The organism is Mesobacillus thioparans, assembly GCF_965138835.1.
Taxonomy (GTDB): domain Bacteria; phylum Bacillota; class Bacilli; order Bacillales; family Cytobacillaceae; genus Mesobacillus; species Mesobacillus thioparans.
The window spans coordinates 128,730-142,141 of sequence record NZ_CBCSFH010000003.1; the positions used below are offsets into that span (position 1 = coordinate 128,730).

General features: G+C 48.0%; 14 protein-coding genes. 2 read left to right on the forward strand and 12 right to left on the reverse strand.

Annotated elements, in window-relative coordinates; translation table 11 throughout:
• Window positions 1-137: 137 nt before the first annotated feature.
• From ACNAZ4_RS07745 to ACNAZ4_RS07800, 12 genes are all read right to left on the reverse strand, one after another.
• The gene (locus tag ACNAZ4_RS07745) at window positions 138-2,423 is read right to left on the reverse strand and encodes a S8 family serine peptidase (protein WP_415813826.1); all 2,286 of its coding nucleotides are present in this window, start codon (window positions 2,421-2,423) and stop codon (window positions 138-140) included.
• 443 nt (window positions 2,424-2,866) lie between these two features.
• Complete coding sequence (wecB, locus tag ACNAZ4_RS07750; RefSeq protein ID WP_415813828.1) at window positions 2,867-3,988, reverse strand: non-hydrolyzing UDP-N-acetylglucosamine 2-epimerase; 1,122 nt, start codon at window positions 3,986-3,988, stop codon at window positions 2,867-2,869.
• 33 nt (window positions 3,989-4,021) lie between these two features.
• Window positions 4,022-4,651 (reverse strand): uracil phosphoribosyltransferase, encoded by a 630-nt coding sequence (gene upp / locus ACNAZ4_RS07755; protein WP_415813654.1) that lies wholly within the window; start codon window positions 4,649-4,651, stop codon window positions 4,022-4,024.
• Window positions 4,652-4,828: 177 nt separating this feature from the next.
• A complete protein-coding gene (locus ACNAZ4_RS07760; protein ID WP_415813655.1) occupies window positions 4,829-6,070 on the reverse strand; it encodes a serine hydroxymethyltransferase in 1,242 nt (413 codons plus the stop codon).
• Between the two features lie 139 nt (window positions 6,071-6,209).
• Entirely contained in the window at window positions 6,210-6,782 is a 573-nt protein-coding gene (locus ACNAZ4_RS07765; protein ID WP_415813829.1) for a TIGR01440 family protein, read from the reverse strand.
• Window positions 6,783-6,800: 18 nt separating this feature from the next.
• The gene (gene rpiB / locus ACNAZ4_RS07770; protein ID WP_415813656.1) at window positions 6,801-7,241 is read right to left on the reverse strand and encodes a ribose 5-phosphate isomerase B; all 441 of its coding nucleotides are present in this window, start codon (window positions 7,239-7,241) and stop codon (window positions 6,801-6,803) included.
• Window positions 7,242-7,573: 332 nt separating this feature from the next.
• On the reverse strand, window positions 7,574-8,869 hold the full coding sequence (locus ACNAZ4_RS07775) for a methyl-accepting chemotaxis protein (RefSeq protein ID WP_415813657.1): 1,296 nt from the start codon (window positions 8,867-8,869) through the stop codon (window positions 7,574-7,576).
• 76 nt (window positions 8,870-8,945) lie between these two features.
• Entirely contained in the window at window positions 8,946-9,383 is a 438-nt protein-coding gene (locus tag ACNAZ4_RS07780; RefSeq protein ID WP_415813658.1) for a low molecular weight protein arginine phosphatase, read from the reverse strand.
• A 119-nt stretch (window positions 9,384-9,502) separates the two neighbouring features.
• Window positions 9,503-10,057 (reverse strand): manganese efflux pump MntP, encoded by a 555-nt coding sequence (locus ACNAZ4_RS07785; protein WP_415813659.1) that lies wholly within the window; start codon window positions 10,055-10,057, stop codon window positions 9,503-9,505.
• Between the two features lie 132 nt (window positions 10,058-10,189).
• A complete protein-coding gene (locus ACNAZ4_RS07790) occupies window positions 10,190-11,233 on the reverse strand; it encodes an L-threonylcarbamoyladenylate synthase (RefSeq protein WP_415813660.1) in 1,044 nt (347 codons plus the stop codon).
• Window positions 11,234-11,375: 142 nt separating this feature from the next.
• The gene (locus tag ACNAZ4_RS07795) at window positions 11,376-11,819 is read right to left on the reverse strand and encodes a GNAT family N-acetyltransferase (protein ID WP_415813661.1); all 444 of its coding nucleotides are present in this window, start codon (window positions 11,817-11,819) and stop codon (window positions 11,376-11,378) included.
• 141 nt (window positions 11,820-11,960) lie between these two features.
• Complete coding sequence (locus ACNAZ4_RS07800; RefSeq protein WP_415813662.1) at window positions 11,961-12,353, reverse strand: KGG domain-containing protein; 393 nt, start codon at window positions 12,351-12,353, stop codon at window positions 11,961-11,963.
• 305 nt (window positions 12,354-12,658) lie between these two features.
• Between ACNAZ4_RS07800 and ACNAZ4_RS07805 the strand changes: the two genes are divergently transcribed.
• The gene (locus ACNAZ4_RS07805; protein ID WP_415813664.1) at window positions 12,659-13,036 is read left to right on the forward strand and encodes a globin domain-containing protein; all 378 of its coding nucleotides are present in this window, start codon (window positions 12,659-12,661) and stop codon (window positions 13,034-13,036) included.
• Window positions 13,037-13,048: 12 nt separating this feature from the next.
• Window positions 13,049-13,390: a cupin domain-containing protein gene (locus ACNAZ4_RS07810; RefSeq protein ID WP_415813666.1), complete on the forward strand. Its 342-nt coding sequence runs from the start codon at window positions 13,049-13,051 to the stop codon at window positions 13,388-13,390.
• The last annotated feature ends 22 nt before the right edge of the window (window positions 13,391-13,412 follow it).

The window sequence follows — 13,412 nt, forward strand, 5'->3', positions numbered from 1 at the left end:
AGCATACAATAGGCAAATGTCAATGTCAATCCATTGGGGTGAAAAAATTCACAAAGTTTTCACTGTGAATATATACCATCAACCCTATTTCAGTATTATATTATTATAACAGAAAAAAGCAGGGCCGGAGAAAGGATTTACCTTTTTCCGGCCCTGTTATTCATAGATGCTTTGTCGATATAGATCATCGTTTCAATCATGCTTTCGCGCCCCGCTTTCTTCGCGAATACCTTTGCCAGGTACACCCCGTCCTCCGGCAGATTTTCAAGCGGTATTTCCTTTTCTACCATCCCTTTTTTCAGCTTCCTCCCCCAATCGAGAAAACCGATGAACCGGAATTGGTCCGGATCGAAAAGCGCAATTCCAAACTCGTCGGCTCCACCAGGGAGATACACTTCATAGCGGAAAGCCGCTCCTGAGTCGGCTGGAGCGAAGCCGAAGCCCATCACCCGTGGGTAATCCGGTTCTTCGAGGACATACAGATAGGGGATACGGATCTTATTTTTCCCATCCTCTATCACCAGGCTGCCGTCATTGATTTTGTCAGCAAGCATCTCCGGGGAAACCTTCATCGCCACTTCGACATCCTTACATTCACCTGGTTTGAGCGTAAAGCTCAAAGGCAGCTCCCATGCAATCCCTTGCTGCTTTTTCGGAATCGAGAAGGAGTAGGACTTTGTGTCGGAGCCGGTATTTCTCACTTTCAATCGGGCGCCATGCCGGTGCATATTATCTGCCAGCTGAAATTTCCCAAATTGCAGCGATCCGGGAATGACCAGGCTTTCAGTCTCGATGGCAGCTTCTGTCTGGATTCGGCCTGCTCCCTGCTCGAATGTCCGGTATGGTTTTCCTTTCCGGTCCTGAATTTCCTTGGCGGTGTTCATGATTGCCGCCTTGATTTCAGCAGGAGTCCAATCCGGGTGTGCTTGCTTGATGAGGGCAGCCGCACCGGCAATATGCGGCGCTGCCATGCTCGTGCCCTGAAGCGGCAGGTAGCCTCCGGGAATCGTGCTGTTGATTGCGACTCCTGGAGCGACAATGTCCGGCTTGATTTCCCAGGTAACAGTCACCGGGCCGCGGGAACTGAAGTCTGCAAGGATGTCTTTTTCTTCTATTAAATGGACGCGGATCAGCATCGTGTTGTTTTTGAGCTGCTTTTTCAAAGCCAATCCAGCCTTTTTGCTGATAGCAGCAACTGGAATCGGCAGGGTTTCTTCGAGGTTGCCAAAGAACGTCCCGTCCGTATTGTTGTAAATAATGACCCCGATCGCGCCAGCTTCGAAGGCATTCCTCGCTTTTTCGGTAAAAGTCAACGTGCCCCGCTCGACAAGGACGAGCTTATCACTGACATCCTTCATGTCTTCTTTTTTGCCCATTCCTGCAAACACCAGGTTTTCACTCTGGGTGATCTTCCAATCGTCCGAACCTTGTAATAGCTCGAGCCGGATTTCTTCCGTGCTGCCCGTTGCGGTGATGTACGGTACTTGCATCGGGGGTGTGGAAGCGCCGACCGATATCGCCTTTGAAGCAGTCCCCGGCGATCCAACCGTCCAGCGGTTCGGACCGGAGTTTCCCGATGACGTGACGGCGACAATCCCTGCATCAACCGCTTTGTTAAGCGCGAGGCTGATCGGCAGGTCGGGACCATTCACATCATTGCCGAGCGAAAGATTCAGGATGTCCACCTTATCCTTTATCGCTTCATCAATCGCCGCGATCACCTGCTCGGTCGTTCCGCTTCCGCCCGGACCAAGCGCCCTGTAGGCAACGATTTTCGCTTCGGGGGCCATGCCTCTCATTCTTCCGTTTGCCGCAATGACACCAGCCACATGCGTGCCGTGAAGCGTGCTTTTAAATCCCATTCCCTTCGTTTCCATCGGATCATCGTCGCCATCAACGAGGTCATGGCCGCCGGCGAAACTTCTCCTCAAGTCAGGATGCTCGTAATCGATTCCTGTGTCGATCACCCCGATGGTAATCCCCTTCCCCGTCAGGCGCTTCCCCTTTTCATCAAGCAGCCCATGGACTTCCTCCGTTCCTATCAATTCAAAGTTATCAGTGAAGCTTGAGCTGGATTGATAGCGCTGCGGCTGGTGAAGTGCCGAGTTCTCCACTTTGTATGTATTGACTTCAGAAACAAGTTTTACATCTTCTGTCCCTTCGAGCTGCTTCAGTTCAGAAGCTGGCCCTTGCACAGAATACCCATTGATCGCATGCGTGAACACACGGCGAAGCTTCGTATTTTTGAAATTTTTCAGTGTATTTTTGATCTGCTGTTCTTCCACCGGCTCATCCGTCATGACAATGGCGATTTTTTCAGCATGGGGATCTTCACGCGGAATCGGCGGATGCTGCAGTTTTTGGTGTTGGAAAGCAGTGAGGATCAGCAGGATCGGAATAAAAATCAGGTATGAACGCTTTATCAAGACAGATCCCCCTTTTTCCGTTTAGCGTTTCATTTAGCGGCCGCTATTATGCAGAGGGTGTTTTTCCAAAAATAGGATGAAACTGCAATTATAAATAACTTTCGTGCAATTATAGTGATTTACTGCGCAATTACAGTGATTTATCGCGCAATTATTTGACTTTTTCGTGCAATTACGGTGATTTCTCACGCAATTAATAGACATTACCATGCAATACGGTGATTTCTCACGCAATTATTTTACATTACCGTGAAATACGGTGGTTCCTCACGCCATTATTTGATATGAGTGTTCAATTCTCGGACTCAACCGTGCAATTATCCCAGTTTCCGCTGCAATTCCTAATTCAAATGATATTTTTTGCTGATTTTTACCAGTCAGCAGCAACCTAAACAAAAAAAACACCCCTTTTCCTAAAAAAGAGGTGTCTAATCGATTTCTTATTTGTATTGCTCAGGACGATTTTCTGTTCTATTAAAATAAAAACGGATCGCTTCGCAAATTCGTTCTGATGCGCGGCCGTCGCCGTATGGATTTGAAGCTTTGGCCATTTTTTCATAAGCTTCGCGGTCTGTCAGCAATTCTGTAGCCATATCATAGATTGGCTGCTCTTCATTCCCGGCAAGCTTCAATGTACCTGCTTCAATCCCTTCCGGACGCTCGGTCGTATCGCGAAGAACCAGAACGGGCACTCCAAGAGAAGGCGCTTCTTCCTGCACACCGCCAGAATCGGTCAGAATCAGGTAGGCGCGTGATGCAAAGTTATGGAAATCAATGACGTCAAGCGGCTCAATCAGATGGATGCGCGGATCGTTGCCCAGCACTTCATCGGCTAGCTCACGGACCACCGGGTTAAGGTGGACCGGATACACCACTTGTACATCCTTCTGCTCATCGACAATCCTTTTGATGGCACGGAACATATTGCGCATTGGCTCGCCGAGGTTTTCGCGGCGGTGCGCCGTCATCAGGATCAGGCGGTCATTGCCGAGCTTGTCGAGCACTTCATGCTGGTAAGCATCTTTTACCGTCGTTTTCAATGCATCAATCGCTGTATTGCCAGTTACGAAGATGTTCTCTTCCGGCTTGTTTTCCTGCAGCAGGTTGGCCGCTGACTTTGAAGTCGGGGCAAAATGCAAATCTGCCATGACGCCTGTCAGCTGGCGGTTCATCTCCTCAGGGAACGGGGAATATTTATTCCACGTTCTCAGTCCGGCCTCAACATGGCCAACGACAATCTGGTTATAGTAAGCCGCAAGACTCGCCACGAAAGTAGTCGTTGTATCGCCATGCACCAGTACGATATCCGGCTTCACTTCCTTCATCACTTTATCCAGACCTTCCAGACCTCTAGTCGTTACATCGATCAAAGTCTGGCGGTCCTTCATGATATTGAGGTCATGGTCCGGCGTGATATCGAAAATGTTCAATACCTGGTCCAGCATTTGGCGGTGCTGGGCAGTGACCGTCACAATCGATTCAAAGTGTTCAGGGTGCTTCTGCAATTCAAGGACAAGCGGAGCCATTTTGATCGCTTCCGGGCGTGTCCCAAAAATAGTCATGACTTTAATAGGCTGACTCAAATCAAACACTCCTTACTTCGTTCCGAATAAACGGTCTCCTGCATCTCCAAGGCCAGGTACGATGTATCCATGGTCGTTCAGCTTTTCGTCGAGCGCCGCGATATAGATATCCACGTCAGGATGCGCTTCTTTTACCGTTTCTACGCCTTCTGGAGCTGCGATCAGGCACATGAATTTGATGTGCTTTCCGCCGCGTTTTTTCAATGAGTTGATCGCTTCGACCGCGGAACCGCCTGTTGCAAGCATTGGGTCAACGACGATGAAATCGCGCTCTTCAACGTCGCTTGGAAGCTTCACATAATATTCAACTGGCATCAATGTTTTCGGATCGCGGTAAAGACCGATATGTCCGACTTTTGCAGCCGGAATCAATTTCAGGATGCCGTCAACCATTCCGATTCCTGCACGCAGGATTGGGATGATGCCAAGCTTCTTTCCTGAAAGTACTTTTGATTTTGTCTTTTCGACTGGTGTTTCAATTTCAATTTCCTCAAGCGGCATGTCACGCGTGATTTCGAACGCCATCAGCGTTGCGACTTCGTCTACAAGCTCGCGGAATTCCTTTGTGCCTGTGCTTTTTTCGCGGATATAAGTAAGTTTATGCTGAATCAATGGATGGTCAAATACGTATACTTTTGCCATGATTATCGCTCCTTTTAAAGGTAAATGAGTTGTGAACACCGTCTGTTATATGTAAGATCTGCTGAATCACACTTCGTTTAATTTTACAGAAAAACCTCTGCACAAGCAACCGCTTCAGCCTAATGATTTTCCCCTGAAAAAGCGGCCCTCATTCATGAAGGGCCGCCAGGTGTGATTTTATCTCTCAGGGTATAGTTCGAACTTGCTTGTCAGGTCTTCAACGCGTTGGCGCGCTTCTTCCAGTTTTGCTTCATCTTCATGGTTTTTCAGGGTGAACGCGATCAATGAAGCGATCTCGTCCATCTCTTCATGCCCGAAGCCGCGGCTTGTGACGGCAGCTGTACCGATACGGATTCCGCTTGTGACGAACGGGCTTTCCGGATCGAAAGGAATCGTATTTTTGTTGACGGTAATTCCGATTTCATCCAGCACCTTTTCCGCTACCTTGCCAGTCAGGCCAAGCGAACGCAGATCAACCAACAGCAAATGGTTGTCTGTACCGCCCGATACAAGGTCGATTCCTTCCTTGTTCAAGCCTTCTGCCAGGCGATTGGCATTTGAAATGATATTCTGGGCGTATTCTTTGAAAGAATCCTCCTGCGCTTCGCCGAATGCCACTGCTTTCGCAGCGATGACATGCATCAGCGGGCCGCCCTGGATTCCCGGGAAAATGGACTTGTCGATTTTCTTCGCGAATTCCTCTTTGCAAAGGATCATCCCGCCGCGCGGACCGCGAAGCGTTTTATGGGTAGTCGTCGTGACAAAATCAGCATATGGAACCGGATTCTGGTGCAAGCCCGCTGCAACCAAACCGGCGATATGCGCCATATCGACCATCAAATATGCGCCAACTTCATCCGCGATTTCACGGAAACGCTTGAAATCGATCGCTCTTGGGTAAGCACTCGCACCGGCAACGATCATCTTCGGCTTATGCTCGCGTGCCTTTTCAAGAACCACATTGTAATCGATGACTTGAGTTTCCTCATCGACACCGTACTCGACGAAATTATACTGGACGCCGCTGAAGTTGACCGGGCTGCCGTGCGTCAGATGACCGCCGTGCGACAGATTCATCCCGAGGACGGTATCGCCCTGTTCAAGGACAGTAAAATAAACCGCCATATTTGCCTGAGCACCTGAGTGCGGCTGGACGTTTGCGTGCTCTGCACCGAAGATTTCCTTCGCGCGGTCACGGGCAATATTTTCGACAACATCGACATGCTCGCATCCGCCATAATAGCGGCGGCCTGGATAACCTTCCGCATATTTATTCGTAAGTACAGATCCCTGCGCTTCCATGACTGCCTCGCTGACAAAGTTCTCCGATGCAATCAATTCGATTTTCGTACGCTGGCGCTTCAATTCATCCTGCATTGCTGCGTATAATTGGCTATCCTGCTGTGACAAGTGCTTCACGTAAGTTCCCCCTCTTAATATGTATTGCCTGGTTCCGTTATTAGAAAATTCATTCTTATTTTAGCCGATATTATGATGAAAGAAAAGGATGACGCCGGAAAAAGCAGAACCATTGATCTGGTTCTGCTGCGGTCGGCTATTAGCATGATTCATTTTCTTTTGTATGTTCGTAAACGGCACGAACGCCGCCGATCAGCTTCGGCCTTGTTTTCGCCAGTGTCACATGGGCATGGCCGACACTTTTCTGCTGCACCCTGACAGGTACGGCAACATGCTTCAGTTGCATGCCAATCAAGGTGTCTCCGATATCAATGCCGGCGTCTCCCTTGATGAATTCGACGACAACAGGTTTATCGAGGTGTTGGTAGGCATGTGCAGCCATTGCCCCGCCTGCATTCCTCACGGGAATCACCGTGACTTCGTCCAGCTGCTTCTGCTCTGCCGTATCCCGCTCGACAACGAGTGCCCTGTTCAAATGCTCACAGCACTGGAACGCCAGCTGGACACCTGTTTGATTCTGAAGATCGCGAAACTGCCTGAAGACCATTGCCGCGACCTCATCCGTACCGGCTGTGCCAATCCGCTGCCCGATGATTTCACTCGTACTGCAGCCGACAACCAGCACCTGGCCTTTTTTCAGCTGTACCTGTTCGTTAAAATTGGTAAGGATGGAGTTCAATTCTGCTTCCCATTGTTGAATAGACAGTGTCAGCGCCTCCTTTTTACAATCTTACTGCTTATTTTCGTATTCCTTGATTTTGCCTACACGGTTTTCGTGGCGGCCGCCTTCATATTCCTCTGTCAGCCATACAGCAGCAATCTCACGCGCAAGCCCTGGTCCAATGACGCGCTCGCCCATCGCCAGCATGTTGGTGTCATTGTGCTGGCGCGTTGCCTTCGCGCTGAAAACATCATGCACCAGCGCACAGCGAATGCCTTTCACCTTGTTCGCGGCGATGCTCATGCCGATGCCTGTTCCGCAAATCAAAATTCCCTTGTCAAACTCTCCGTTCGCCACTTTTTCCGCAACCGGAAGCGCATAGTCAGGATAGTCAACAGTTCCGCACTCACAGCCGAAATCTTCATACTGGATATTCATTTCATCCATCAAATTCTTAATTTCCTCGCGGATATTGACTCCGCCATGGTCTGAAGCAATTGCAACCTTCATTGTAAAATCCTCCTATGTATTCCCGCTTGCGGGGCGATTCATTCTACCGTTATTTTCTCATATTCTCACCGGATTATAAAGAAAACGGTTTATTTCATTGATAAAATCTGATCAGGAAAAGATATTATAGCGAGTTTCACTTTTTATATAGCGACTTTTTGTTTTTTATAGCGAGTTTCACTTTTTTATAGCGACTTTTTGCTTTTTATAGCGAGTTTCCATCTTTTATAGCGACTTTTTCATTTTTATAGCGAATTGGAAATTCCGCGTCATTTTTTCCAATTAAAAAAAGAAAACCACAGCATCATCATAGCTGTGGCCAAAACAAATATTTATAACGAAAACTTTGTAATCGTGCTTTTTAGCTTTCCGGCCTGGTTTTGCAGTTCGACCGCCAACTCTTCTACATCGGCAATGACTTCTGCCTGCTGCTCGGCTGCTGATGCTACGCTCAATGCTCCGGCTGAGGTTTCTTCCGCGATCGCAGCCATTTCCTGCGATTGGGTGGATGTATGCTGGATGGTCTCCATTTGCGTTTCGACAAGTGCGGTAATCGCATGGATCACTTCTGCCATCTCGTGGATGGTTCCGGTCATTTCTTCGATCACCTGGTTTGTCTTCTCGCCTTTCTTCGCTTCTCCGTTTGCGGTATCGACCTGTCTGCTGATTTGGCCGACGACATTCTGGACCTCAGACTGGATGTTTTGGATCAAGCCTGAAATTCCCTGGACGGCATCCGCGCTCTGATCGGCAAGCTTCCTCACTTCTTCGGCGACAACCGCGAAGCCTTTGCCATGCTCACCGGCACGCGCTGCTTCTATCGATGCATTCAATGCAAGCAGGTTTGTCTGTGCGGCGATATCGCCAACGAGCTGGATGATCTGCTCCACTTTTGTCGCGTTTTCTTCCAAGCGTTTGACCGTGCCAAGCGATTCGCGGTTATCATTCGCAAGTCTTTCAATTCCCGAAATCAGCGAATGAATCGCATCCTTTGATTCCTGCAGGTCTTTGACCATTTCCACAGAGATTGATTCAGATGTGCGCGCTTTTTCCTGGACATCCTCTGCGATCCGGATGACTTCATCAACTGATTCCGCCGTCGTCTGCGTCGACAATGCCGAGGAATCAGCACCGGCAGCGATTTCCTTGATCGTCGTCGAAATGATCGTCGCCTGTTCGGAGGCTGCTGCGGATTGCCCTGAAATACGGATTACTTTTTCATTCGTTTCATTGAAATTCTCGTCAATCTGGCTGACCATCTCGCGCAGGTTTGACAGCATGTTATTGAAGGCCAGTCCCAGGGAACGGATTTCGTCATCCGATTTCGAGACTTCAACATCCTCGCCAATCTCGCCCTGTGCTGCGTTCAAAGCAGACTGCTCAAGCTTTTGCAATGGCTTGATGATCAGGCCGGCCGCCATATACGCAAGCAGCCCGGACCAGAAGATCCCCATCCCAAGGACCGATGCTGTAAAAACAACCGAATTGATTCCAATAAACTTTTGGACATAAGGATAAAGGAAATAGATAAAGAATGCACTTGTTGAATACGTGATAATCGCCAACACGGTCGTCAGCATGACCACTTTCTTTCGCAATCCCATTTTGTAGCTTCGTTTTGAATCCACTGACAATCCCCCTGAAAAAAGTTGATTTTACATCGCTCCACTTTTCGAATCACTGCGAAAAGTTTTCTCAAGGGTATTATCGGATTTTATCGATGATTCTTTCGATACTTTTTTGAATTTCTTGAAAAGCTTCTCGATAAATTTGCGTATTTCCGCCAAACGGGTCTGCAACATCAAGGCTTCCGCTCTCTTCGGCAAATTCTTTCAATGTAAAAGTTTTCTCAGCACCATCTGGATACTGGCTCAGAATCAGCCCTTTATGGCTCCCGGTCATCGTCAAAACCACTGTCGCCCAATCGATCGCTTCCTTCGTCAATGTCGAGGAGCGATGATCATGGCTGATGTCATTTTCCTCAAGGACGATTTTCGCGTTGACTGAAGCATCTGCGCCGTTCGGAGCATACACTCCCGCCGACTTCACTTCGACGCCGGACAGCTGCTTGCTTTTTAAGATCGCTTCCGCCATCGGGCTTCGGCATGTATTTCCGGTACAGACAAATAAAATGCGTGCCATGCGTTTCCCTCCTGTGTTGAAGTTTTCTCCATTATAAGACAAACTTGAAGCATTTTCATTTTTGCCAATTGGAAACGTACGCAAAAAAAGACACCCGCATTGCAGGTGCACAAAAAATTTTATAGTGGCAGAAGCAGCTTCAGCCCGAACGCGAGCAAAATGCTTCCTCCCAATGCCTCGCTGTATGTACCAAGCCACCCTTGTACTCTTTTTCCGACCAGCAGGCCAGCCCATGTCAGGACCATCGCTGCGACTCCAAAGCAAATCAGTACGAGCAGCGTCCTCGCGCCATAGATTCCCAGTGTGAGGCCGACGGAAAAACTATCAAGGCTGACGCTCAGGGCAAAAATCAATAACCCCTTGCCAACCGGAGTGATCAAGCTTGTCTCCTCTTCCTTGAAGCTTGCCCAGATCATCTGGACACCGAGCACAATTAGAAGCAGGCCGCCAATATAGCCTGCGATTGCCCCGAACTGCTCGGACAAAAATCGGCCTGCCACCATCCCAAGCAGCGGCATCCACACATGGAACAACCCAATCGTGACGCCAATTTTAAAAATATGCCTTTTCGTCAGCCTGAACATGCCCATTCCGAGACCCACGGAAAATGCATCCATTCCCAATGCGAATGCCATCAACATCAGTGTGAATAATTCGCCGGCTATTGCTGCCATGTCTTCGCCCCCTCGGACTTGCTAATTCAGCATATGCACGTCCAAAAAGATTTAGAAGCATGGAATTGGAAGTTTATGACTCATGCCGGCCGCAACAGCAAAAAAGCGCTCCAAGACTGAAGCGCCTTTCTTCTATTTGATAATAATCGGCAGACCAGATGCCTTTGATAATCGATTCATGATCGCCTGTCCGACGCCCTGTTCGGGGAAGATTTCGCCGAAAATGATATCAAGGTCTTCCTTGTTGAAGGCCCGGAGTGTATCATAAAGTGCTTCCGCGACGGTTTCGAGGCGTGCTCTTTCGCCGCAGGTTTTGACGACATTCGCGTCATAAAAATCCTTGTTTTCCTTTGTGGTCATCACGCCGACTCTCTGGCCCTCATTCCGCTTTTCATTCACAAGCTGCTGGATTTCTTCTTTTGATCCATCAACCAGATAAAAAGGCGAGTTTGGCGCGTAGTGGCGGTATTTCATCCCAGGTGCTTTCGGTGCCTGGCCTTCATCCGTCAACGCCGGGTCTGCCGAAACTTCTCCAACTACTTCTTCCAGCTGCTCCTTCGTTACGCCGCCAGGCCTTAAAATCACGGGGATTCCACCGGTGCAATCGACCACTGTTGATTCCAGGCCAACCCCAGTCGCGCCGCCGTCGACAATCCCAGAAATCCTGCCGGTCAGATCATCGGCAACATGCGCAGCCGTCGTCGGACTTGGCTTACCTGACAGATTCGCGCTCGGTGCCGCAAGCGGAAGGCCCGATTCCTCGATGAGTGCCAGGGCAACAGGGTGGTCAGGCATCCTGACTGCGACTGTGGATAACCCGGCCGTTGCTTTTTCAGAAAGAGTCCCCTCCTTCTTTTCGAGGATGATCGTCAGCGGACCAGGCCAGAAAGCATCCATCAATCGCGATGCCTGTTCAGGGATTCCTTTTACAAAGGAATGAATCTGTTCAGTATTGGCAATATGGATGATCAACGGGTTATCCCCAGGCCTTCCTTTTGCCTCGAAAATTTTCAATACGGCTTCATCGCTTTCTGCGTTGCCGCCGAGTCCATAAACGGTTTCTGTCGGAAACGCGACGACTTCATTTTGCTTCAGATTTTGTGCAGCTTCTTTGATTTGTGGATATGTTTCTAAATTATCCACATTCTTATCCACTGTCCACATTAGAGTTTGCATTTACATCCACCTTTTACTTCTCGCTATACTAGTCTATTTCTATGAAAGTATAAAAGAAGAAACACGTGAAAACAAGTTTTTATCCACAAATTGTGTACAACTTTAAAGAAACCGTGGATAACTTTGTGGATTAATCCACAATTCACAGAATTATTTTCATAATTGCGGAGTTATCCACAGTTAAAACTTGTTTAAGATGATTTTTCTCAAGAAGGGATTCAGGAATTTCGGATTGATTCAACATTTCAAATCCAAGACTGCCGAAAAAAGAGATTGCGCTCATTTTGTTGGTGACGAGGTAGAGTTCCTCGAGTTCCTGGCTTTTCGCCGTCAAGAACGCTCTTTTAAAAAGCAGCATCAGATCAGGCTGCGCTATTTGCGGGGAAACGACGAAGGAACGCAGCAAACCCGCTTTGTCCACAGGCTCTACTCCCAGGCATGCCTTGAGTTGACCTACCTGATTCTCCATCAAAGAAAAGTTTTCCACCGACTCTGCCAAACCTTGCGGGCTTACCCCTGCCTCTGTTAAAAAGGCCTCGAGCTTCGGCAGATCTTCCTTATTTGCACTTCTGATTTTCCATGTCATATCTATCACCCCAACTTTTAAATTCTACTAAATGAATATGAGAGGATTGAAAAAAGTAGAACTTAAAAAAAGAAACACGGCAGCTCCACATCTGTGAACGCTGCCGTGTTTCTTTTAAATGTAGCTTTCTAAGCTGGATGTCTAGTTGTTATTGTTGTTGTTGTTACGGGCATTGCCGCCTTTTTCACCGATTTCTTCATAGAAGCTTCGGTCATGGTTCTCAGAAGTCGCTTCTCCGCCTTTGCGGCCGATTTCCTGATAGAAGTCTTTGTCGTGGCTCTCGGATGTTGATTGGCCACCTTTTTTCCCGATTTCCTGGTAGAATTCGCTGTCATGGCTCTCAGCAGTCGCCTCTCCGCCTTTGCGGCCAATTTCCTGATAGAAATCTTGATCGTGATTGTTCGAAGTTGATTCGCCGCCTTTACGGCCGATTTCCTGATAGAATTCGCTGCCATGGTTCTGGCTTGTTGCTTCGCCGCCCATACGTCCTCGTTCTTCACGTGACATCTTATCATTGTTATTGTTTTTAGCCATTTTACTCATCCTCCTTGAAATCTGAGTTTTGATGTTACACTACTCTGAATATCCGGATTCTCCCAGGCTGAAACTAGATTCAAGAGAATGTAATCTGCTTGTCCAAGGACTGTAATATTTTTGGAAATTTGTCTAGTCATTTTTCCTCCATTACCATGTATTTCTTAATAGAAGCTAGCTAATGTTTCCTAGCTTCCCATAGTGAAAAATTCATAAGTGAGTGATTTAGGTCACTATGTCCCTCGTTGTGTATGGTTATAATAAAATCATACAAATGAAAACCTTTCTCAAAAAGGGGGCACGGCATGGAAATTAAAACAATATATGAACAGATTGGCGGAGACGAATCGATCCGCAAAATTGTTGATACATTTTATCCAAAGGTTTATGAAAACGAAGAGCTTAGTCCGTTGTTTGAAGGAGATATGGCAGAGATCAAGAGGAAGCAGTGGATGTTCCTCACTCAGCTGACCGGCGGCGGCGCATTATACAGCGAGGAATTCGGACCTCCCAATATGAGGGCCAGGCATATGCTTTTTGAGATTACCCCTGTCCGCGCGCAAGCATGGCTGAAGCTGATGCATGAAACATTGACCGAAACAGGATTACTGGAAACCGAGGGAGGCAAAGCCTTGTTCGGGCGCTTGAGCCAGATCGCACCAATAATGATCAACAGCCAATAAGGAGGGCCAATCATGGAAAAACAAACATTGAAACAATACCAGGAATTCAGCGAAGAACAGTTTACAAAACGGGTTGTCTTTAAAAAAGGGGACAGCACCGTGTTCCTGCTGAATTTCATGCCAGGCCAGGAGCTGCCGAAGCACACGCATCCAGGCACAGAAGTGTTCATTTTAACGATGCAGGGTGAAGGAACGTTTACGGTTGACGGAGAGGAAGTAACCGCAGCTGCAAACGAAACCGTTCATTTGAGCGGCAGCGAAGAACTATCTTATAAAAATACCGGTTCCGATCCTGTCACTTTATATGTGATGCTCAACAAGATCCCGGATGAGAGATTTGCGCGAAACATTTAAGATATGCTAGTTGGTTGATAAA